At 66.3% G+C, this 19995-nt stretch carries 24 protein-coding genes; 16 read left to right on the top strand and 8 right to left on the bottom strand.

The window, feature by feature from the left end:
• Window positions 1-175 precede the first annotated feature (175 nt).
• The 8 genes from AC1DXS_RS17535 to fliE all read right to left on the bottom strand — a co-directional run bounded on the left by AC1DXS_RS17535 (window position 176) and on the right by fliE (window position 6549).
• A complete protein-coding gene (locus AC1DXS_RS17535; RefSeq protein WP_477738753.1) occupies window positions 176-481 on the bottom strand; it encodes an EscU/YscU/HrcU family type III secretion system export apparatus switch protein in 306 nt (101 codons plus the stop codon).
• Window positions 474-1814 carry a flagellar hook-length control protein FliK gene (fliK, locus tag AC1DXS_RS17530; protein ID WP_477738752.1) on the bottom strand — a complete coding sequence of 447 codons (1341 nt, stop codon included), beginning with the start codon at window positions 1812-1814 and terminating at the stop codon, window positions 474-476. Before fliK ends, AC1DXS_RS17535 begins: the two co-directional genes overlap by 8 nt.
• Window positions 1811-2158: a flagellar protein FliT gene (locus AC1DXS_RS17525; RefSeq protein ID WP_477738751.1), complete on the bottom strand. Its 348-nt coding sequence runs from the start codon at window positions 2156-2158 to the stop codon at window positions 1811-1813. The genes fliK and AC1DXS_RS17525 overlap by 4 nt, the downstream gene beginning before the upstream one ends.
• Window positions 2159-2161: 3 nt before the next feature.
• The gene (fliS, locus tag AC1DXS_RS17520) at window positions 2162-2683 is read right to left on the bottom strand and encodes a flagellar export chaperone FliS (protein ID WP_477738750.1); all 522 of its coding nucleotides are present in this window, start codon (window positions 2681-2683) and stop codon (window positions 2162-2164) included.
• Window positions 2684-2699: 16 nt separating this feature from the next.
• Window positions 2700-4145 carry a flagellar filament capping protein FliD gene (gene fliD / locus AC1DXS_RS17515; protein ID WP_477738749.1) on the bottom strand — a complete coding sequence of 482 codons (1446 nt, stop codon included), beginning with the start codon at window positions 4143-4145 and terminating at the stop codon, window positions 2700-2702.
• A 102-nt stretch (window positions 4146-4247) separates the two neighbouring features.
• A complete protein-coding gene (locus tag AC1DXS_RS17510; RefSeq protein ID WP_477738748.1) occupies window positions 4248-4619 on the bottom strand; it encodes a flagellar protein FlaG in 372 nt (123 codons plus the stop codon).
• A gap of 137 nt (window positions 4620-4756) precedes the next feature.
• On the bottom strand, window positions 4757-6067 hold the full coding sequence (locus AC1DXS_RS17505) for a FliC/FljB family flagellin (RefSeq protein WP_477738747.1): 1311 nt from the start codon (window positions 6065-6067) through the stop codon (window positions 4757-4759).
• A 158-nt stretch (window positions 6068-6225) separates the two neighbouring features.
• Entirely contained in the window at window positions 6226-6549 is a 324-nt protein-coding gene (gene fliE / locus AC1DXS_RS17500; RefSeq protein WP_477738746.1) for a flagellar hook-basal body complex protein FliE, read from the bottom strand.
• Window positions 6550-6896: 347 nt separating this feature from the next.
• On the opposite strand from fliE, the gene fliF reads away from it, so the two are divergent.
• The 16 genes from fliF (at window position 6897) to AC1DXS_RS17420 (ending at window position 19994) form a co-directional block, all read left to right on the top strand.
• Complete coding sequence (gene fliF, locus AC1DXS_RS17495; protein ID WP_477738745.1) at window positions 6897-8624, top strand: flagellar basal-body MS-ring/collar protein FliF; 1728 nt, start codon at window positions 6897-6899, stop codon at window positions 8622-8624.
• On the top strand, window positions 8614-9609 hold the full coding sequence (fliG, locus tag AC1DXS_RS17490; RefSeq protein ID WP_477738744.1) for a flagellar motor switch protein FliG: 996 nt from the start codon (window positions 8614-8616) through the stop codon (window positions 9607-9609). The genes fliF and fliG overlap by 11 nt, the downstream gene beginning before the upstream one ends.
• The gene (fliH, locus tag AC1DXS_RS17485; RefSeq protein WP_477738743.1) at window positions 9602-10363 is read left to right on the top strand and encodes a flagellar assembly protein FliH; all 762 of its coding nucleotides are present in this window, start codon (window positions 9602-9604) and stop codon (window positions 10361-10363) included. The genes fliG and fliH overlap by 8 nt, the downstream gene beginning before the upstream one ends.
• A complete protein-coding gene (gene fliI, locus AC1DXS_RS17480; RefSeq protein WP_477738742.1) occupies window positions 10356-11774 on the top strand; it encodes a flagellar protein export ATPase FliI in 1419 nt (472 codons plus the stop codon). The genes fliH and fliI overlap by 8 nt, the downstream gene beginning before the upstream one ends.
• A gap of 62 nt (window positions 11775-11836) precedes the next feature.
• Entirely contained in the window at window positions 11837-12295 is a 459-nt protein-coding gene (gene fliJ / locus AC1DXS_RS17475) for a flagellar export protein FliJ (RefSeq protein ID WP_477738741.1), read from the top strand.
• A 20-nt stretch (window positions 12296-12315) separates the two neighbouring features.
• A complete protein-coding gene (locus tag AC1DXS_RS17470) occupies window positions 12316-13692 on the top strand; it encodes a flagellar hook-length control protein FliK (protein ID WP_477738740.1) in 1377 nt (458 codons plus the stop codon).
• Window positions 13693-13805: 113 nt separating this feature from the next.
• Complete coding sequence (gene fliL, locus AC1DXS_RS17465; protein WP_477738739.1) at window positions 13806-14294, top strand: flagellar basal body-associated protein FliL; 489 nt, start codon at window positions 13806-13808, stop codon at window positions 14292-14294.
• A gap of 21 nt (window positions 14295-14315) precedes the next feature.
• Entirely contained in the window at window positions 14316-15320 is a 1005-nt protein-coding gene (gene fliM / locus AC1DXS_RS17460) for a flagellar motor switch protein FliM (protein WP_477738738.1), read from the top strand.
• On the top strand, window positions 15313-15753 hold the full coding sequence (gene fliN / locus AC1DXS_RS17455) for a flagellar motor switch protein FliN (RefSeq protein WP_477738737.1): 441 nt from the start codon (window positions 15313-15315) through the stop codon (window positions 15751-15753). Before fliM ends, fliN begins: the two co-directional genes overlap by 8 nt.
• Window positions 15750-16226 (top strand): flagellar biosynthetic protein FliO, encoded by a 477-nt coding sequence (gene fliO / locus AC1DXS_RS17450; protein ID WP_477738736.1) that lies wholly within the window; start codon window positions 15750-15752, stop codon window positions 16224-16226. The genes fliN and fliO overlap by 4 nt, the downstream gene beginning before the upstream one ends.
• On the top strand, window positions 16223-16999 hold the full coding sequence (gene fliP / locus AC1DXS_RS17445) for a flagellar type III secretion system pore protein FliP (protein ID WP_477738735.1): 777 nt from the start codon (window positions 16223-16225) through the stop codon (window positions 16997-16999). The genes fliO and fliP overlap by 4 nt, the downstream gene beginning before the upstream one ends.
• Before the next feature lie 161 nt (window positions 17000-17160).
• Window positions 17161-17430, top strand: coding sequence for a flagellar biosynthesis protein FliQ (gene fliQ / locus AC1DXS_RS17440; RefSeq protein WP_477738734.1), 270 nt, complete (start codon window positions 17161-17163; stop codon window positions 17428-17430).
• A gap of 22 nt (window positions 17431-17452) precedes the next feature.
• Window positions 17453-18247, top strand: coding sequence for a flagellar biosynthetic protein FliR (fliR, locus tag AC1DXS_RS17435; protein WP_477738733.1), 795 nt, complete (start codon window positions 17453-17455; stop codon window positions 18245-18247).
• A gap of 254 nt (window positions 18248-18501) precedes the next feature.
• Complete coding sequence (locus AC1DXS_RS17430; protein WP_477738732.1) at window positions 18502-19122, top strand: hypothetical protein; 621 nt, start codon at window positions 18502-18504, stop codon at window positions 19120-19122.
• Window positions 19122-19421: a hypothetical protein gene (locus AC1DXS_RS17425; protein ID WP_477738731.1), complete on the top strand. Its 300-nt coding sequence runs from the start codon at window positions 19122-19124 to the stop codon at window positions 19419-19421. The genes AC1DXS_RS17430 and AC1DXS_RS17425 overlap by 1 nt, the downstream gene beginning before the upstream one ends.
• Before the next feature lie 72 nt (window positions 19422-19493).
• Complete coding sequence (locus AC1DXS_RS17420; protein ID WP_477738730.1) at window positions 19494-19994, top strand: hypothetical protein; 501 nt, start codon at window positions 19494-19496, stop codon at window positions 19992-19994.
• The last annotated feature ends 1 nt before the right edge of the window (window position 19995 follow it).

The following is a 19995-nucleotide window of genomic DNA, read 5'->3' as shown; positions in this document are numbered from 1 at the left end:
TCTGTCGTACGACTTCTTCTCAATTGCAATTTTTAACACATTGAATTGACAATTACGCGATTGAATCAAATTTATCAATTAAGTAGCAACAAAGCGATAAAATAGGAAAAATTATTAACTAATTACAAAGTTTACATGGATAATTGATACTTAAGTTTTAGAAATTCCGGCATTTTTAGTTCTTGGGTATTGATTTTTCGGTCTCCAAATCGTGAATCCAGCTGAGCATTTCTGCAACAGCTACGTACAAATTGGGTGGAATCCGGCTGTCTAGGTCTACATGCATTAACAATTTCACGAGCTCCAAAGAGGCGTGAACGTACAAACCGCTCTCTTTTGCACGCTGGACAATGGCCTCTGCGACCGCCCCATAGCCTTTGGCCACCACCACAGGCGCCTGGCCGGCCGGGTCCAGGGACAGCGCCACGGCGCCGGTGCGCAGGGCCTCCCCGTCGCCTGCTTCAGCGGGTTTGTCAAGCATCGCCAACACCCTTCCGCGGCCCCTGCTCCGCCTGACTCGCCGGGTTCACGGGGCTGTCAACGCGCAGCTCCGTCAGCGCCAGCCCCACAGCGCCCAGGCGCCGCGACAGTGCAGCACCGGCCTCGCTCAGCACGGCCGCCGTACCGTGCCGCGATGTGTCAAGCCGCAGTTGCAACGCCGTGCCGGCCAGCCCCAGGCGCACACCCACCGTGCCCAGCCTGGGCAGCTCCAGCGTCAGCCGGGTGACCCAGGCGGCCGGCGCCGACTCAGGACCTCCACCGCCCTCCCGGCCATGGCCTTGTTCCTGATGCTCTTGCCGGCTGTCTTCCTGGCGAATTTCCCACTGCATGGAAATACCGGGCCAGCCCTCGCCGCTCCAGCGAAACACCGGTTGCGCCAGTATCTCGATCTGCTGGCGCACCAGCCCCACCGCATCAGGATGGATGTTCGCCGCCGGCTGCGCGGCGCGCGCGGTGTCGGGGGAAGCGGACGGGCCCGCATCGGGCACCGAAAAATCGTGCCGGATGGGCGGGAGCGCCTCCGGCAGGCCGCTTCGGCCGTAGGTGGCTGCAGGGCGGCCGCCGGGTTCGGCTTGATCGGCGAACGGCGCTGCGGCGCCCGACGCCGGAAGCGCCGCGATGTCTGCCGCCGGCATGTCCCGCACCGGCCCGCCCTCCAGCAGCAAGGCAGGCAAGGGCTGTGACGGGAGCGACGGCGGCGGCAGAGGCGGCAATGCGGACACCCCCTCCAGCAGCGCCGCGAGGGACGCCAGTGCAGCGCTGGCCGCGCTGGCCGGTGCGGGAAGGCCCACCTCCACCGTCCGGGTCCCGGCGGCCGGCGCGGCCAGCCCGGCTTGCGGCTCACGCGCCAGCTGCGCCAGCGTGCGCTGGCCGGCGGCGTATTGCTGCAGGTGCGATTCGTAAAACAGGCCTGACTCGGCCACGGCGCGCGCCAGGGCAGCCGCCAGCACCGGCGCCGCGGGGACACGCATATCCGGCTGCAGCGCCGCCAGCCCCCGCACGGCGGGCGTGCTTCCCGCCGGAAACTTCAGCAGCGCGCTCACCGTGCGCGCAACAGCGCTCAGCATGACGGCGCCGTCGGCCCCTGCCTGGACAAGGCCCATGGAAGCGCCGCCCCGGCCGGCAAGACCCACGCCCAGCTGGCGCTGCAGCGCCTCGCGCGAAGGCAGGCGCACGTCGTTGCCGGCTTTTTCCACCTTCGCCACGGCGCCCGGGCCGGCGATTTCCAGCTGCGCCTTCAGCGGCACCAGGTCCATGCGCTGCCCCAGCCGCGTGGCCAGCAAGGTATCCACCAAAGGCGTGACACCGCTCATGGCAGGCAGGCGTCGTCCGTCTGGCCGTAGGCCTTGTGCAGGCTGCGCTGGCGGTCCAGGCTTTTCATGACGCCGACCAGCTTGTTCAGCTGGGGCACGATCATGCCCACGATCTCACTCGAATTGGCGCTGATGCGGCCCAGCAGCACATACTTGCGCGCCGACTGCGCCTCGTCCAGCGTGCTCAGCGGCTCGATGTCCTTGAGCCGCTCCACCATGCTGCTGCACTGCCCTTCCAGCCGCGGCAGCTCGCCCCATTGCTTGGCGCGCGCCAGCACCAGCATGCGTTCGGTCAGCGGTGCGATCTGCTCGTAGCAATGCATGACTTCACTTTGCGATCCCATGGCTCAGGCTCCCGTGGAAATACGCGATGCCGCGGATGCCCCGGGCGCCTGCGCCGCCGGCTTGCGCAGCGGATCGATCTCGCGCCAGGCCGAGCTCACGCTGTCCAGCAGCCGGTCGGCCTCGTCCAGCAGCGCCGGGTCGTTGCGCAAGTTGGCATACAGCAGGCGCTGCGTCACGTAGGCGTAAAACGCCGACAGGTCCGCCACCAGCTGGGCGCCGGCCGTGCCCGCGGCCTCCGCGTCCAGGCTGGCCTTCAGGCCGTTGTCCACGATGTTGATCGCCTTGGAGATGGCCCGGCCCTTGGCGCTGATGTCGTGGTTGGCCATGTGGTGGCGCGCCATCGCGATGGCGGTCTTGGCGCCGTCGAACAGCATGGTGATCAGCTGGTGCGGCGAGGCGCTCATGGCCGCGCTTTCGGTGCCGACCCTTGCGTAGGCACTTGCGCCGGGCTGGTAGGTGTACGGCTGGGTCAGAGGCAGGGTAAGCGGCTGGGTAGGCGGCTGGGTGGGGGGTTGGGTGTGCATCGAAATACCGGCAGGCTTATTTGTTTGAATTGCCCGAACTCATGTTGGCGAATTGCTGGGTGAGGTAATTGGCGGTGGAGGTCATGCGCGACACCAGCATGTCCAGCTGGGTGAACTGCGCCTTGTAGCGCGCCATCGTGGCCTCGACCCGGGTCTGGGTCGCGCTGTACTGGCTGTCCAGCGACTTCAGCGTGGTCTGCACGCCCGTCGTGGCGGCGCTGATCATGCCGGTGCTGCTGGTGAAGCCGTCCAGCAGCGACGACACCTGCTTGCCGATGCCGCCCGTCGTTCCGCTACCGGCGAACAGCTCGGCCACCGCGCCCTGGTTGCCCGCAAACGCGGCCTTGAGCTTGCTCGCGTCGAAGGCCAGCGTGCCGTCCTTCTGGAAGCTCACACCCACCCGCGACAGCACCTTGAGCTCACCGGCCTGCGGCGTGTTGAGCGCCGCGCGTATGCGCGTCTGGATGGTGCGCAGCGTCGAGTCGCCGACCAGCGCCGCGCCGGTCTGTTTTTCGGTGTCGTATTTGGTCAGCTGCGCCGCCGTGGTCTGCAGGCTGTTGTAGGCGGTGACGAAGCCGCTGATGGCCGCCTCCACCGCCGAGGTGTCGCGGCTCACCGCCAGCGTGCTGGTGCCGATCTTGGCCAGCGTCATCGTGACGCCGGGCGCGGCATCGACCACCGTGTTGGTTTTGGAGGTCACCGGGATGCCGTTGACCTTGAGCGCCGCATTGCCGGCCGCCGCCGTCTGCCGCAGGGCCTGCGCGCCGGAGGGATCGTGGTTGAGCATGCCCTGCAGGCTGGCGTCGCCCGCCACGGAGATGCGCATGCTGGAAGCCTCGCCGGTTTCCTTGGACGTCAGCACCAGGCGATAGGGCGATGCGCCGCCGTCGTTGACGATGCTGGCCGTGACACCGATGTCGGTGCTCTTGTTGATCGCGTCGCGCAGCCCCTCGAGCGAATTGTTGCTGTCGTCGATCACGATGGACTTCGCGGCGCGCGCGGCGTCCGGCGTGAAGCTCGCGCCGCTGTAGGTGCCGCTGGCGTCGTTGAACGTTCCGCCCGAGATGGTGCCGAAATCAATGGTCACGGTGCCCTTGCCCACCGCGGCCTTGGTGCTGGAGACACCGGCCGCGGCCMGCGACTGCGCGCTGGCCAGCCGGGTCACGTCCACCGTGTAAGTACCCGCGGACGCAGTGGCCTGGCCCGTCGCCGTGAGCACGTCGCTCGCGCTCGACGTCGTCTTGACGCCCTGGAACAGGTTGGCATCGGACAGCTTTGCGGCCGCCGTCTGCAAGGTGCTGAGGGCATTCTTCAACGTGCCGTAGGCCGACAGCTTGGCGGTGTAGCTGACCTGCTGCTGTTGCAGCAACACCAGCGGCTGGCTTTCCGCCTTGCTCAAATCGGTGAGCAGGTCGTTCAGGTTGAGATTGGACCCGACGCCCAGACTTGAAACCGATGCCATGAAATACTCCTCAATCTTCTTAAATGAAAGTGCTGCTCACAAAACCCGGCGATCGGTCCCGGCCAGGCGACGCAACAACGCCAGGAGGGTTTTTGCGCGGAACTAAACGGCCTGGTGGACCAGCAGGCCCTGCAACTTGCCCAGCGCTTTTGAAATCCGCACCACCTCTTCCGAAGGCATCTGGCGTATCAGCTCGCCGCTTTCCACGTCGACCACCTTGACGACCATGGTGTCGGCTTCCTTGTCGAACTCGAACTGCACGCCGATGGAGGACATCCTCAAGGACTCATTGACCTCGGCCAGCGCGCTGCGCTCGTTGACCCGCTCGCGCTCGCGTTCGGGCACGGCGCTGCCTGTTGTTCCGGCCGGCAGTTCGCGYGCCACAGCGGCGCGGCTCACCAGGGCGGGTGCGGGCGCGGCGGCATCGCGCCACGCGGCGGCGGTTGCGGGCGCGGCAGTTGCGGGAATGGTCATTGCGGTGCTCTCCTCGGAAAATCGCTACGCACTCACGCCTGCAAGCCCAGGCGGGAGTGCGTAGCGCAGGCGGACCAAGCCGCCTGGCTTGCACAAAAAGACAGGCACGCCTCCCGGAGGAAGCGCGCCTTGCGCGATTAACGCAGCAGGGACAGAACGCCCTGGGTCGTCTGGTTGGCCTGGGCCAGCACCGAGGTGCCGGCTTGCTGCAGGATGTTGGCGCGCGTCATGTTGGACACTTCGGTCGCGTAGTCCGCGTCTTCGATGCGCGAACGCGAGGAAGACAGGTTGGTCACCGTGGTGCCCAGGTTGGAGATCACCGAGTCAAAACGGTTTTGCACCGCACCCAGCGAACCGCGCAGGTCGTCCACCACCTTCAGGGCGGCGTCGATCTTCTTGAGCGCGTTGCCGGTGGCGGCACCGGCGAATTCGGCCGTGGGCGTTGCACCGCTCAGGATGATGTCGGTGCCGTCAACCGTGTTGCTGCCGGCGGCGCCGGTGTCGGTCAGCGCGGCCTGGATGCCGGCCAGGCCGTAGTTTTTGCCCTGGATGGAGACGAAGGCGGTCACGGTGCCGGCAGCGTCGGTGCCGACCTTGACGGGCTGGGTCGTCAGGGTCACGGCAGCCGCGACGCCGTTGGCGGGGTCGGTGAAATCGACCGTGGCCGTGTTCAGCGTGACGGCGCCGGTGGCGGGAGCCACGGAAGCCGCGTAGAAGTCGTCACCGCTCTTGACCACCCAGTTGGCCGTCGGGGCGCCCGCGGCGGTCAGCACGTTGTGCAGGGACAGGTTGGAAGCGCTGACCGTGGAGCCGGTGGCCGCGGTCAGGGCCGTGGCGACGGCGCTCAGGTCGGTGGCGACGGGTGCGCCGGCGCCTGGATCGACCGTGAGTGCGGCGGCGCTGACGTTCAGCGCGTTGCTGGCAACCGAGAAGCCCGTCATCTTCAGGCTGGCGGAGTCGATCTGCTTGAGGTTGATGTCGATGGTCTCACCGTCGTTCGCGCCGACCTGGATGCTCAGCTTGTTGTTGGCGGCCAGCACCTTCACGCCGTTGAAGTCGGTCTGTGCCGAGGTGCGGTCGATTTCTTCGAGGCGCTGGGTGATTTCAGCCTGGATGGAGGCTTTGTCGGCGACCGAGTTGGAGCCGTTGGCCGATTGCACGGCCAGTTCGCGGATGCGCTGCAGGTTGCTGTTGATTTCGGTCAGCGCGCCTTCAGTGGTCTGCGCCAGCGAGATGCCGTCGTTGGCGTTGCGCTGTGCGACGGCCAGGCCCTTGATGTTGGCGGTGAAGCGGTTGGCGATGGCCTGGCCGGCCGCGTCGTCCTTGGCGCTGTTGATGCGCAGGCCCGAGGACAGGCGCTGGATCGCGGTGTTCAGCGACGACTGCGACTTGTTGAGGTTGTTCTGCGTGAGCAGGGAAAGCGAGTTGGTATTGATGACTTGGGCCATGAGGGACTCCTGATTACTTGGGTTATGGACTCCGGCTAACTTGCCGTCACGCTGGCCTTGCGGGCCATGACAGTCTGCAAGCCACCGTTGTCCAGCTTATCGGCCGGCTCCGGAAAATCTTTAACCCGCGGCGCAAAATAATTCGCGCCCGTCCCTCATCAGGCCGGCATGTTCATGATTTCCTGGTAGGCCGCGACCACGCGGTTGCGCACCTGCAGGCCCATCTGGAAGCCGATGTTGGCCTTCTGCATGTCGACCATCACGTCGTTGAGCGCCACGCCGGGTTTGCCGAGCTCGAAGGCCTCGGCCTGGCTGTAGGCGTTCTGCTGCGTTTCGCTGATGCGGTCCAGCGATTTTTTGAGCTCGCCGGCGAAGCCCCCGGTGGCGGCGGCGGCCTCGCCGCCTTGCGCCGCGGACGGCGCCGACGCCTGGGCCAGCGCGCGCATTTGCTGCAGCACGGACTCGATCGAAGAAATGGCCATGGTGTTTCTTTCAGGCGCGTGCGCCCTGTTGGATGACGGCCTGAAGCGTAGCGGCCGGGCACACGCGCGCATCAGGCCAAAAGACGGCAAAAGCCCCGGCTATTCAGCCGATAGGGAAGCCGGGCCGGCTCTGACAATTCCTCCCAGGGACCAGCCCGCACATGCCCGCATGACAGCCGCCAGTCGCCAGTCGCCAGTCGCCCTTGCACTTTCGCCTTTGAATAAGACCTGTTGTATGTCCACCGTTGATTCGGCCACCGCGCCCTTCGCACATCGCCGGCCTCCACCCAGCCTTCGCTTCATCGCCGCCCCTGCATGCGGCATGACGGCCGTTGCCGGGTGACCCCATGAGCTCCGCCGCACCGGGCGCAGGCACGTCCCTGCCCAAGGCGCCGCCATGGCTGGCGCAGCTGCGCGCCGCCCCGCGCCTGCCGCTGATGGTGGGCGCCTCGGCCGCGGTGGCCGCCATCGCGGCGCTGTGGCTGTGGAGCCGCGCACCGGACTACGGTGTGCTCTACAGCAACCTGTCCGACCGCGACGGCGGCGCCATCATCGCCTCGCTGCAGCAGATGAACATTCCCTACAAGTTCACCGAGGGCGGCGGCGCGCTGCTGGTGGCGGCCAACAAGGTGCCCGAGGCGCGCCTGCGTCTGGCCGCCCAGGGACTGCCCAAGGGCGGCACCGTCGGCTTTGAACTGATGGACGCGCAGAAGTTCGGCACCAGCCAGTTCGCCGAGCAGGTCAACTACCAGCGCGCCCTCGAAGGCGAACTCGCGCGTTCCATCAACGCCATTTCCGCCGTCGAGTCGGCGCGCGTGCACCTGGCGCTGCCCAAGCCGTCGCTGTTCGTGCGCGACCAGAAGAAACCCAGCGCCTCGGTGGTGCTGAGCCTGCACCGCGGCCGCAGCATCGACGAGGGCCAGGTCAGCGCCATCGTGCACCTGATCTCCAGCAGCGTGCCCGAGCTCTCGGCCAAAAGCATCACCGTGGTCGACCAGGCCGGCAACCTGCTGTCGGCGGCCAACGCCGGCGCGCGCGGGCTGGACGTGAGCCAGCTCAAGTACACGCAGGAAATAGAACAGGGCTACATACGCCGCATCGAGGCCATCCTGCAGCCCATCCTGGGCGCGGGCAATGTGCATGCGCAGGTGGCGGCCGACATCGACTTTTCCGTCGTCGAGAACACCGACGAAAAATACCGGCCCAACCAGGAGCCGGGCAGTGCCGCCATCCGCAGCCAGCAGTCCAGCGAATCCAGTCAAGGAAGCGGCGGCCCGGCCACCGGCGTGCCCGGCGCATTGACCAACCAGCCGCCGCCCGAGCCGGTGGCGCCCATCACGGCGCCGGCGCAAACCAAACAGGCAAGCCCGCCAGGCGCCGCGCCCGCGGCCCAGCTCAAAATGAGCGCCGAACTCGGCTCCGCCGGCGCCTCGCCGCGCGCAGCAGGCATCAGTGGAAATTCGCGCAAGGACGTCACCACCAACTACGAGGTGGACCGCTCCATACGCCACACGCAGCAGGGCGCGGGCGGCATCAAGCGCCTGTCGGTCGCGGTGGTGGTCAACTACCGCGGCGCAACCGGTGGCGGCGGCGCGGGAAAGCGCGCGGCCCTGACGGCCGCCGAGCTCGAGCAGGTCCGCAACCTGGCGCGCCAGGCCATGGGCTTCAGCGCCGAGCGCGGCGACTCGCTCAACGTGGTCAACAGCCTCTTCGCCTCCGACGCCGATACACCCGAGCTGCCGCTGTGGCGCCAGCCCGAGAGCATCGAGATCGCCAAGTCATCGGGCAAGTACTTGCTGCTCGGGCTGCTGGCGCTCTACCTCTGGCTGGCCGTGCTGCGGCCGCTGCTGCGCAAGCACCTGCAGCCATCGCCGGCGGCGTATGCGGCCAGTGCGGACGGGGAAACTTCCGGCGAAGCGGCCGACGAACAGGCGCAGGCCCTGAGCCGGGAAGAGCAGGAACGGCGCAAGCAACGGCACCAGGCGGATCTTCAGTACGCCCAGGAAATGGCGAACACCGAACCCGCCATGGTGGCCATGCTGATCAAACACTGGACGGAAAAGCATGGTGGATGAAGGCACGCGCAAAAGCGCCATTTTGTTGATGTCGCTGGGCGAGGCCGGCGCCGGCAGCGTGCTGCAGCATCTTCCGCAGCATGTGGTCCAGACCCTGGGCAAGGCCATGGCGGGCCTGGCGCAAGTCAGGCGCGACGAAGTCAGCGAGGTGCTGCGCGAGTTCCGCGAGGAAACCGAGCAGTACTCGGCCACGCACGTGGACGCCGGCAGCTACCTGCGCGCCGTGCTCAACAAGGCCCTGGGCAACACCCGCGCGGCCGACCTGCTGGAAAGCATTTCCCAGCCCGACAGCTCGACCAGCGGCATAGACCGCCTGAACCAGCTCGAAGCGACCGAGGTCGTCGAGCTGATCCGCGACGAGCATCCGCAGATCATCGCCACCTTGCTGGTGCACCTGGACCGCGACAAGGCCGCCGAGGTGCTGGAGCAGCTGCCCGAGCGCGTGCGCCATGACGCCGTGCTGCGCGTGGCCACCTTCGGCGGCGTGCAGCCGGCGGCGCTGAAAGAGCTGACCGACGTGCTCACCGACATGCTGTCCGGCGAGGGTGTCAAGCGCAGCCGCCTGGGCGGCATACGCGCGGCCGCCGAGATCGTCAACATGATGAGCAGCGCACAGGAGGAAAGCGTCATCAAGCACGTGCGCGAGCATGACGAAGCGCTGGCGCAGAAGATGATCGACGAGATGTTCCTCTTCGAGAACCTGCTCGATCTCGAGGACCGCAGCGTGCAATTGCTGCTCAAGGAAGTCGAATCGGAATCGCTGATCGTCGCGCTCAAGGGCGCGCCCATGGAGCTGCGCGACAAATTCCTCAAGAACATGTCGCAGCGCGCCGCCGAAATGCTGCGGGAAGACATCGAGATGCGCGGCCCGGTACGCGTGTCGCAGGTCGAGGCCGAGCAAAAAGGCATCCTGCAGATCGTGCGCCGCCTGGCCGATGCGGGCGAGATCGTGCTCGGCGGCCAGGGCAACGACTCCTATGTATAACAAGCCCGCCAACACTCCGGCAGCACGGTCCGGGCCGCCTTTCGCGCGCCGCGCCAACGGCGCCAAGGAAGCGCTCACCGCCTGGGAACGCTGGGAGATGACAGCCATCGGGCAAGAGCCGGTTTCACCGGCCGCCCTGCCCCCCGAACCCAAGCCGGCGCCCGTGGTCGCGCCGCTCAAACCCGAAGTGCTGATCAACGACGTCGAGCTGGCACAGCTGCGCCTGCAGGCCCTGCAGGCCGGTGAGGCCGAAGGCTTTCGCCAGGGCTACGCCCAGGGCCGTACGCAGGGCCGCGCCGACGCCATGGCCGAAGTGCAGGCCGAAGCGCGGCAGCTGCGCGCGCTGGCGCAAACCCTGCCCGACGCGCTGCGCGGCGCCGAAAACGAGATCGCCCAGAACCTGCTGGCGCTGGCGCTGGACATCGCGCGCCAGGTGTTGGGCCAGGCGCTGGCACTCGACAGCGGCGCCATCCTGCCGGTGGTGCGCGAGCTGCTGCAGGCCGAGCCGGCATTGAGCGGCGCGCCGCAGCTGGTGCTGCACCCCGACGACGCGGCCCTGGTGCAGCAGCACCTGGCCGAAGATTTACAGGCCGCCGGCTGGCGCATACGCAGCGACGCCGCCTGCCAGCGCGGCGGTTGCCGCGTGCTGGCGGCCAGCGGCGAGCAGGACGCAAGCATTCCCGGCCGCTGGGAGCGCGTCACCGCGGCCCTGGTCAAGACCGCCATGCACACCCCCACCCTTGTCCATGGTTGAGCAAAGCGCCGCCACTGCCGCTGCCCCCCCGTTGCGCGCCTGGCACAGTGTGCTCGACGACGCACGCAGCGCAGTCGCGCAAAGCGTGCCGGTGCGCAGCTACGGCCGGCTCACGCGCGCCGTCGGGCTGGTGCTCGAAGCCGTCGGCCTGCGCCTGCCCGTCGGCAGCGACTGCCTGATCGAGCTGCCGCCCGGCTACCCGCAAAAAACCGCCGAAGCTGAAGTGGTGGGTTTTTCCGGCGACCGCATCTTTTTGATGCCGCAAAGCGAGGTCGACGGCCTGCTGCCCGGCGCACGCGTCTATGCGCTGGACTCGCCCACGGGCCATGCCGGCGGCCTGGGGCCGCGCACCAAACGGCTGCCGGTGGGCGCCGGCATGCTGGGCCGTGTGGTCGATGCCGCCGGCCGGCCGCTGGACGGGCGCGGCCCGCTGGACTTCACACGCGAGGTGCCGCTGGCCGCCAAGCCCATCAACCCGCTGAGCCGCGCACCGATCGACAGCGTGCTCGACGTCGGCGTGCGCGCCATCAACGCGCTGCTGACCGTGGGGCGCGGCCAGCGCATGGGCCTGTTCGCCGGCTCCGGCGTCGGCAAAAGCGTGCTGCTGGGCATGATGGCGCGCTACACCAGCGCCGACGTCATCGTCGTCGGCCTGATCGGCGAGCGCGGCCGCGAGGTCAAGGACTTTATCGAAAACACCCTGGGCGAGGAAGGCATGGCGCGTGCCGTGCTGGTGGCCGCGCCGGCCGACACCTCGCCGCTGCTGCGGCTGCAGGGCGCGGCCTATGCCACCTGCCTGGCCGAGCATTTTCGCGACGAAGGCAAGAACGTGCTGCTCATCATGGACTCGCTCACGCGTTACGCGATGGCGCAGCGCGAGATCGCGCTGGCCGTGGGCGAGCCGCCGGCCACCAAGGGCTACCCGCCCTCGGTGTTTGCCAGGCTGCCCGCGCTGGTGGAGCGCGCCGGCAACGGCGCGCGCGACGCTGAAGGCCGCGGCGGGTCGATCACCGCCTTCTACACCGTGCTGGCCGAAGGCGATGACCAGCAGGACCCGATCGCCGACTCGGCGCGCGCCATCCTGGACGGCCATGTGGTGCTCTCGCGCAGCCTGGCCGAATCAGGCCACTACCCGGCCATCGACATCGAAGCCTCCATCAGCCGCGCCATGACGGCGCTGATCACGCCCGCGCAGTTCCAGGTAGTGCGCCGTTTCAAGCAGGCCTTGTCGCGCTACCAGCGCAACCGCGACCTGATCAGCGTAGGCGCTTACGCCCCCGGCCATGACGCGCAGCTCGACCAGGCGATTGCCCTCTATCCGCGCATGGAAGCGTTTTTGCAGCAGACCATGGAAGAGCGCGTGAGCCACGGCGCCGCGACCGGGCAACTCAACGCCATCTTCCAGGCTTGATCCACTCTTTGAATCGCCCGTCTTTCACCACCACCCACATCCCCAACACCAGGAACCCCATCATGGCCACCAAGCTCCCGCTCGCCACGCTGATTGAACTGGCGCAGAACAAGACCGACGAGGCCACACGCCGCCTCGGCCAGCTGCAGGCCGCGCGCACCAGCGCGGCCGACAAGCTCGAGATGCTGCAGCGCTACCGCCAGGAATACCTGGACCAGCTGCAGGCACAGATGGGCGCCGGCGTATCAGCGGCGCAAATGCGCAATTTCCGCAACTTCATCACCACGCTGGACAGCGCCATCGAGCAGCAGCGCGCCATCACCGAGCAGGCCGACACGAGGCTGGCCACAGGGCGCGGCGACTGGCAGACCAGCCGGCGCCGCCTCAACTCCTTCGACACACTGGCCGGCCGCGTGCGCCTGCAGGAAATGGCCATGCTGCACAAACGCGAACAGCGCGACAGCGACGAACGCAGCGCGCGCCAGTCTTTTTATCCGCGCGCCGGCCTGCTGGGCCACTAGATCCAGGACTGGAAACCGCCATGTCACTTTTACCCCCCGCCCTCTCCTCCCCCACTCCCGCTTCGGCCCCAAGCAGCGGCGCTTCTTGCGCAGCCTCCACGCGTGGCGACGAAACCAGCCAGGGCGACAGCGAAAGTTTTGGCGACGTGCTCTCGCGCTCGCTCGCGGCCTCGGGCGAGTCACCTGCCAAACCCGGCGGCAAGCCAGTCGCGTCCGTGCCCGTGAAGCGCCTTGCCGATGAAAAAACCGACGCGGCTGAAGTGATCAACACTGCGGCGCTGCTTTTTGTGCCGCTCGAAACGCGTATCGCCAGGGCAGCCAGTGCCGACAGCGGCACAGCCGCTCCCGCCCCGACCGGCGCCACGGCTTCGACTCTCAGCGCCACACCTTCGGCGGAACTGCCCGCGGACCCCGCCGCATCCACCGCAGCGACGGCCACGGCTGCAAGCGATGCCACTCTCGCCGGTGATGCCGACACGCAGGCGCCGCAAACCCTGTTCGCATCCGGTTTGCCTGCCGCGCCCACCAAAGGCCGGGAAAGCTCCGAGCCCACCGCGCCCTCCGCCACGGGCGACGAAACAGCCATCACCCTGCCCGCCGGAAAAATGAGTCTCCCTGCCGGCGCAACACATGAGGGCCAGTCCGAACCCTCTTCAGGACACGAACAGCGGCCCGGCGCCGAGGCGCACGAAATCCTGGGCACGGACACGCGCGCGGAACAAAACCCCGTTGCCGCCAAAGCGGTCGCCACCACAACCACCAAGGACGCACCCGACGAAGCAGCCGGCAACGCGGCCCCGGTTTCAGCCCCCGGCACAAGCCACCACGAAGCCGGCACGCCGGCCGCAACCCCAGGCATCACCCTCAGCGCAACAGCCCCCACAGTGCACGCCAGTGCCGCGCCTGCCAGCCCGGCCGCAGCGGCCGCGCCCAACCAGGCAGCACTCAGCCCCGAAGTCGGCAGCGGCGAATGGGGCCAAGCCCTGGGCCGGCAGATGCTGCACATGGGCAAGGCCGGCGAGCCGGTGGCCGAGCTGCAGCTCAACCCGCCTGGGCTGGGTCCGCTCAAGGTCACGCTCAGCCTTCACGACAACCAGGTCCAGGCATTTTTTGTGTCGGCGCATTCCTCGGTGCGTGCCGCCGTCGAAGCCGCGCTGCCGCAGCTGCGCAGCACGCTGGCCGACAACGGCATCAGCCTGGGTAACACCTCGGTCGATTCCGGCAGCCAGCAGCAGCCGGCCTTTGCACAGGGCCAGCAGGGCCAGAACGGCCAGGCCCAGTCCGGCCCATCGGGCCAGCGCAGCCAGGCCGGCTACCTCGCGGCCGATGCGGCAAGCGTTACTCCCGCGGCCGTAGCGCCCGCACCCCGTCGCGGCAAGGTAGATACCTACGCCTGAGCGAACGCTCTGGGCCAAATGCCGAAGTTGAAGCGTTTTCCCCCTGCTGCTTCAGCGATGCCCGGCAGGCCTTTTATCCAACAATCCATTGACCAACCCAATCGCACACAGCCATGGCTACCAGCACACTTCCCGCGAAGCCCCCGAGCGCGCGCCCGCCCTCGCCCAGGCTCATCGCCCTGATGCTCTCCCTGCTGGTGCTGGCCGCCGCCGCGGCTGCCGGCGCGACCTGGTACCTGAGCAGCCGGCGCGCCGCCGACACCGCACCCGCTGCCGCGTTACCGGCCGCTCCCTTGTTCGTGGCGCTGGAGCCCATGACCGTGAACCTGCAGCCGGGCGGACGCAGCCGCTTCCTGCATGCCGCCGTCACGCTGAAAGTGCCGGACGCCAAATCGCAAGCCCTGGTCACTCAGTACCTGCCCGAAGTGCGCAGCCGCCTGCTCACGGTGCTGTCCAACCGCGCCTCCGACGCGCTGATCACGCCCGAGGAGAAAGCCAAACTCGCCGCCGACATCATGGCGTCGCTGAACCAGCCCCTGGTGGCCAACCTGCCTTCGCTGAAGATTTCCAGCGTGATGTTCACCACCTTCATGCTGCAGTAAGCGGCACCCAGAATCCCGCCCATGGCCTATGAAGCACAGCTCTCGCAGGACGAGGTCGATGCGCTGCTGCAGGGCGTCACCGGCGACGCCGCCGCGCCCAGCCCGCGGGCGCCCGCACCCGCAGGCCCGCCGGCCTACAAGCTCGGCACGGACGAGCGCATCGTGCGCGGCCGCATGCACACGCTGGAGGTCATCAACGAGCGTTTCGCGCGCCACCTGCGCGGCGCGCTGCTGACCTTCATGCGGCGCAGCGCCGACATCTCGGTCGGCTCGGTGCAAATCCAGAAATACGGCGACTTCATACGCCACCTGCCGGTGCCGGCCAACATCAACCTGATGCACATGAAGCCGCTGCGGGGCACGGCGCTGTTCGTGTTCGACCCCAAGCTGGTGTTCCTGGTGGTCGACAACCTGTTCGGCAGCGACGGCCGCTACCACGTGCGCATCGAGGGGCGCGACTTCACGCAAACCGAGCAGCGCATCATCAAGCGCCTGCTCAACCTCACGCTCGAAAGCTACGGCGGCGCCTGGCAGCCGGTCTACCCGCTGGAGTTCGAATACGTGCGCGCCGAGATGCATGCCAAGCTGGCCAACATCGTCGCGCCCAACGAGGTGGTGGTCAACACCACCTTCCAGATCGAGTTCGGCCCCCTGGGCGGGGCGCTCAACGTCTGCATCCCTTATTCCATGATCGAGCCGATACGCGACCTGCTGTCCAACCCGCTGCAGGACGCGATCGAGGTCGACAAGCGCTGGGTCAAACAGCTGTCGCAGCAGGTGCAGAGCGCCGAGGTCGAGCTGCGCGCCCACTTCCTGACTTTGCAATCGAGCATAGGCCAGCTGCTCAAGCTGAAGGCCGGCGACGTGCTGCCCGTGGAGATCCCCGAAACCATCATCGGCAAGGTCAACGGTGTGCCCGTCATGGAATGCGGCTACGGCACCTCCAACAACCACTACGCCCTGCGCGTGGAAAAAATGATCCACCACCAGGACAGCGACTCCAGCAAGGGAAAAGACCATGAGTGACGACAGCAAAGCGCCGCCGCCGGCCGAGCTTGACGATTGGGGCAGCGCGCTGGCCGAGCAGGCGCAATCCACCGCACCGGCCCCTGCTCCAGCGCCCGCGCCGCCCTCCACCGCGGCCGGCGAGCGCGTGTTCCAGCCGCTGCAAGGCAACGCCGCTTTTGACATTGCGCGCGGCGACATAGACCGTGTACTCGACGTGCCCGTGCAACTGACCACCGAGCTGGGCCGCACACGCATCACCATCAAAAGCCTGCTGCAGCTGTCCCAGGGTTCGGTCGTCGAACTCGACGGCCTGGCCGGCCAGCCCATGGATGTGTTCATCAACGGCTACCTGATCGCCCAGGGCGAGGTGGTGGTCGTCAACGACAAGTTCGGCATACGCCTGACCGACATCATCACGCCCTCCGAACGCATGCAGAAGCTCAACCGATGAGAGCGCTTCTTTCGCGTGGTCTGGCGGCTTTGCTGCTGGCCGGCAGCTGCCTGTCCGCTGCCGCCACGCTGCCCACCGTCCCCACGGCCGCCGCCGAACCGGTGCATACCTCCTTCGGCGCCGCGGGCCTGCTGCAGGCCGGCCTGGGACTGGGCCTGGTGCTCGCGATGATTTTTGGCTGCGCCTGGCTGGTGCGGCGTTTCGGCCTGCAGCCCGGCGGCAACGGCCGCCTGCTCAAAGTGGTTTGCAGCGCCATGGTTGGCCAGCGCGAACGTGTGGTGGTGGTTGAAGTGGGCGGCCAATGGCTGGTGCTGGGCGTGGCGGCGGGCCGGGTCAATGCGCTGCACAGCATGCCCGCGCAGGCTGTCTCCGATCCCGGTACGGCGGCTACTGTCCCGGGTTTCGCGGCTGCGGGCGTGTTTTCCGGCAAGCTGCTCGAATCCCTGAACAAGCTCAAGAAGCGCGAGGGATGAAGTCGAATCTTTCCGGCCTGCGCCGCCGCGCGGATGCCTTATTGCCGGCCCTGCTTTTGCTGGCCTTCATGCTGCTGCCCGCGCTGGCTTCGGCCCAGGGCCTGCCCGGCATCACCAGCACCAAGGGCCCGGGCGGCAGCCAGACCTGGTCGCTCAGCGTGCAGACCCTGGTGCTGCTGACTTCGCTGTCATTCCTGCCGGCACTGCTGCTGTCCATGACCAGCTTCACCCGCATCCTCATCGTGCTGGGCTTGCTGCGCACCGCCATAGGCACGCAGTCCTCGCCACCCAACCAGGTGCTGGTCGGGCTCTCGCTGTTCCTGACCTTTTTTGTCATGTCGCCGGTCTTCGACAAGGTGCACAGCGCCGCCTACCAACCTTTTTCCGAAAACAAGATCAGCGCCGAGCAGGCCCTGGAGCGTGGCGTTGAGCCTTTCAAGCAGTTCATGCTCAAACAGACCCGCGAGGCCGACCTGGCCCTGTTCGCCAGGCTCGCCCATATCGAGAAACTTGAAGGCCCCGAGCAGGTGACGCTGCGCATCCTGCTGCCGGCTTTTGTGATCAGCGAACTCAAGACCGCCTTCCAGATCGGCTTCACCATCTTCATCCCCTTCCTCATCGTCGACCTGGTCGTCGCGAGTGTGCTGATGTCCATGGGCATGATGATGGTGCCGCCCGCCACCATCTCACTGCCCTTCAAGCTCATGCTGTTTGTGCTGGTCGACGGCTGGCAGTTGCTGATAGGCGCGCTGGCGCAGAGCTTTTATCTCTAGCGAGCACCCAGCAACACCATGGCCACCTCCACCACCGTTCGCCTTGAGCCTGTGCCCACCACCGTTCGCCCTGAGCCTGTCGAAGGGCTTCGACCCTTCGACAGGCTCAGGACAGGCCAAGCTCAGCCCGAACGGGTTGGGGCTTCACGCAAAGAAACCACATGACCCCCGAATCCGTCATGGCGCTGGGCTATGAGGCCATGAAGCTCTCCCTGCTGCTGGGCGCGCCGCTGCTGCTGGTGGCCCTGGTCACCGGCCTGCTGATCAGCCTGTTCCAGGCCGCCACGCAGATCAATGAAATGACGCTGTCCTTTATCCCCAAGCTGCTCGCCGTCTTCGCCACCCTGGTGATCGCCGGGCCCTGGATGCTGGGCATCGTGCTGGACTACATGCGCAACCTGTTCTCCTCCATCCCGCAGCTGGTGGGCTGAGGCCAGGCAAGCAAAGAAACCCATGCAGCCGGTTTTTTCGGCCACCTCGGGCCAGCTCAATCTCTGGCTGGTGTTTTTTTTATGGCCTTTTGTGCGCATGCTGGCCCTGGTCAGCACTGCGCCCCTGTTCAGCGAACACGCCGTACCGCGCCGCGCCAAGGTCGCCCTGGCCGCGCTGCTGGCCATCGTCGTCGCGCCCACGCTGGGCGCCATGCCGGCCGTGCCCATCGTTTCCGCGGCCGGCTTCTGGATCCTGGTCCAGCAAATCCTGATAGGCGCGGCCATGGGCTTTTCCATGCGCATCGTCTTTGCGGCCGTGCAGGCCGCCGGTGAATACGCCGGCCTGCAAATGGGTTTGTCTTTCGCGTCCTTCTTCGACCCCACCAGCGGCGGCAACACCATGGTCGTCGCGCGCCTGCTCAACGTCATGGCCATGCTGATTTTTCTGGCGGTCGACGGCCATTTGATGCTGGTCATGGTGCTGGCCGAAAGCTTCCAGGCCTTGCCGATCTCCGACGCGCCCCTGGCGGCCGGCGGCTGGTTCCTGCTGGCCAACGCCGGCGGCGAGATCATGGCCGGCGGCCTCATGCTGGCCCTGCCTTTGATCGCCACCCTGCTGACCCTCAACCTCGCCATGGGCATCCTGAACCGTGTGTCACCGCAGTTCAGCATTTTTGCCGTCGGCTTCCCCATCACCCTGCTGGCCGGCATTGCCATGCTGCAGCTGCTGATGCAATACCTCGCGCCTTTTCTCGAGCCACGCTTCGCGGCGGCGTTTGCGGGGACGCTGGGGGTTTTGCAGGGCTTGCGGCCTTAGCGGGCGGCAGGCAGTGTCCGCGAGCACGGACCAGGCTTTAACAGCCTAAATCCCACAGACAATGCCCACGCGCGGACAATCCGCGCGGATTTCCCCTGCGAGCTCGCATACCGTTCAGCGTCGCCACTAGAAGCTTGGCTCGCCCACACGGCGGACAGCCATTGGCACCGCGCAAACACCTCCCCTACACCTGATCGTCATGGGCTCTGCCCAGCGGCAAAGCTGGCGGGAGTTTTCCGAGAAACAGGGGAGCCATGAGGAAAAACACAAGCAGCGGGGAACAAGCCACAAACTCCAGGCGAGTCTGGCTCGCACATGCGGCCTGCCTGGGCATGGGCTTGGCCCTGCCGGGTGTCGGCCGGACAGCCCGCCCCGACAAAAAGAAACCCCCAACAAAAGCCGCACCCAAAACCCACTACCTGGTCTCAGCCGTCCTGCGCGAAGGCGTGCAGGACTTCACTTTCAGATTGGTTCACTCCGTGCAATCCGCAGCCGGCGTGGACGAAGTGACCGGCATATTCACGCGCCTGGCGCTTGAGAAATATCCAGGCTACGCGGTTGCACAAACCACAGTGACGGACATCGTCCTGCCGCTAGGCACGTGCCTCGTCGGCCATCCGGGCTCGCCCAGGAAGTCCGCGCAAACGCTCTACGCAGTCTCCGCCGTATTGGGCAAGAACAGCAACGACACCCTGCTGGTCAATGGCTGGCTACCCGGCAACAGCGCTGATGAGGCCCTGGACCGCGTCCTTCGGGACGTGACGGCAAAGTACCGGTCCTACACACCGCTCAGCACATTGGTGAACCCGCTGGACCTGACCTTGTTTGGCTGCCCCACGCCAACTCCAGTGCGCACCCACGGGGAGCGCGTCTGATGAAGCTGCACAAAATCCTGATCCGCGCGGCGATCAATGTGGCACGGGTTCTTGTGGCACTGCCGGTGCTGCCGGCGCTACCGGCGCTACCGGCGCTCGCCAACGAGCAGGCCAGCCGGCCAGACAACAAACCCGCCGCAGCACAAACAAGCGCTGTGCCGCCAGGCCACCGGCTCGAAAAAACCACGCTGTGCTACGAAGAGCGCCACCCTCCAGCGATGGGAATGCCGGGTCCCATCAAGCGACACGAGATGCAGGTCGGCGTACTGGTGCCGCAGGACGACTGCCATTGCCAATGACCTGGGGTCGAGTACGCATCCCAGGGCCGCGAAGCCTGATACCAAGCACAAGCACTGACGGCTAGCCCTGGCGTGTTCTTCCCGCTAAGTATCGAGACACTTCAAACATTTTTTTCACAACAGGATGATATTCAAATGAGTATGAAGCGCAAATCAGGATATTTACTTCTTTACCTAGCTACTGCAGCGTTGTTGTACTCGATGTGGCTGGCGCTCAGGTATTCATATGTTTTTACTGTACGCGCAGATGGCACCTGTGGCATGCGACTGCACTCCATTCGTACAGAGCCAGGAGGCAAGTTTATTCTTGTTTTCTACACACCCGTGTCGGGCGTTACTGAAGAGCCGTCACTAACGCCAAACGCGTTGACGTTCTATGTGTTGCGCTTTTCTGATGCAGCACATCCGGAAGTCGCAATCTCTGCACAGACCCAAGCGAAGCCGACTTGGCGAATATTGATGAATAACGAGGAGATCGAGCGGTCTAGCGCAACTGGAGGAATTATTGATTTCTCCGGTTCTAAAGAGGCGCTCAAGTGCGCTACTAAACCAACCAATAATTTTTTGGAGTAGA

This window comes from Polaromonas sp. P3_B1 (assembly GCF_056402935.1).
Note: the sequence above shows the minus strand (reverse complement) of the source record. Positions and strands in the feature narration are given on the sequence as shown.

Excerpts from the sequence above, each read along its gene's own strand:
- fliS (WP_477738750.1), bottom strand. The coding sequence starts at position 2,683 with ATGCACACCCAACCCCCCACCCAGCCGCCTACCCAGCCGCTTACCCTG.
- AC1DXS_RS17535 (WP_477738753.1), bottom strand. The coding sequence starts at position 481 with ATGCTTGACAAACCCGCTGAAGCAGGCGACGGGGAGGCCCTGCGCACC.
- fliH (WP_477738743.1), top strand. The coding sequence starts at position 9,602 with ATGTATAACAAGCCCGCCAACACTCCGGCAGCACGGTCCGGGCCGCCT.
- fliK (WP_477738752.1), bottom strand. The coding sequence starts at position 1,814 with ATGAGCGGTGTCACGCCTTTGGTGGATACCTTGCTGGCCACGCGGCTG.
- fliM (WP_477738738.1), top strand. The coding sequence starts at position 14,316 with ATGGCCTATGAAGCACAGCTCTCGCAGGACGAGGTCGATGCGCTGCTG.
- fliO (WP_477738736.1), top strand. The coding sequence starts at position 15,750 with ATGAGAGCGCTTCTTTCGCGTGGTCTGGCGGCTTTGCTGCTGGCCGGC.
- fliQ (WP_477738734.1), top strand. The coding sequence starts at position 17,161 with ATGACCCCCGAATCCGTCATGGCGCTGGGCTATGAGGCCATGAAGCTC.
- fliN (WP_477738737.1), top strand. The coding sequence starts at position 15,313 with ATGAGTGACGACAGCAAAGCGCCGCCGCCGGCCGAGCTTGACGATTGG.
- AC1DXS_RS17430 (WP_477738732.1), top strand. The coding sequence starts at position 18,502 with ATGAGGAAAAACACAAGCAGCGGGGAACAAGCCACAAACTCCAGGCGA.
- fliE (WP_477738746.1), bottom strand. The coding sequence starts at position 6,549 with ATGGCCATTTCTTCGATCGAGTCCGTGCTGCAGCAAATGCGCGCGCTG.
- fliR (WP_477738733.1), top strand. The coding sequence starts at position 17,453 with ATGCAGCCGGTTTTTTCGGCCACCTCGGGCCAGCTCAATCTCTGGCTG.
- AC1DXS_RS17525 (WP_477738751.1), bottom strand. The coding sequence starts at position 2,158 with ATGGGATCGCAAAGTGAAGTCATGCATTGCTACGAGCAGATCGCACCG.
- fliG (WP_477738744.1), top strand. The coding sequence starts at position 8,614 with ATGGTGGATGAAGGCACGCGCAAAAGCGCCATTTTGTTGATGTCGCTG.
- fliP (WP_477738735.1), top strand. The coding sequence starts at position 16,223 with ATGAAGTCGAATCTTTCCGGCCTGCGCCGCCGCGCGGATGCCTTATTG.
- fliJ (WP_477738741.1), top strand. The coding sequence starts at position 11,837 with ATGGCCACCAAGCTCCCGCTCGCCACGCTGATTGAACTGGCGCAGAAC.
- AC1DXS_RS17470 (WP_477738740.1), top strand. The coding sequence starts at position 12,316 with ATGTCACTTTTACCCCCCGCCCTCTCCTCCCCCACTCCCGCTTCGGCC.
- AC1DXS_RS17505 (WP_477738747.1), bottom strand. The coding sequence starts at position 6,067 with ATGGCCCAAGTCATCAATACCAACTCGCTTTCCCTGCTCACGCAGAAC.
- fliI (WP_477738742.1), top strand. The coding sequence starts at position 10,356 with ATGGTTGAGCAAAGCGCCGCCACTGCCGCTGCCCCCCCGTTGCGCGCC.
- fliF (WP_477738745.1), top strand. The coding sequence starts at position 6,897 with ATGAGCTCCGCCGCACCGGGCGCAGGCACGTCCCTGCCCAAGGCGCCG.
- AC1DXS_RS17425 (WP_477738731.1), top strand. The coding sequence starts at position 19,122 with ATGAAGCTGCACAAAATCCTGATCCGCGCGGCGATCAATGTGGCACGG.
- fliL (WP_477738739.1), top strand. The coding sequence starts at position 13,806 with ATGGCTACCAGCACACTTCCCGCGAAGCCCCCGAGCGCGCGCCCGCCC.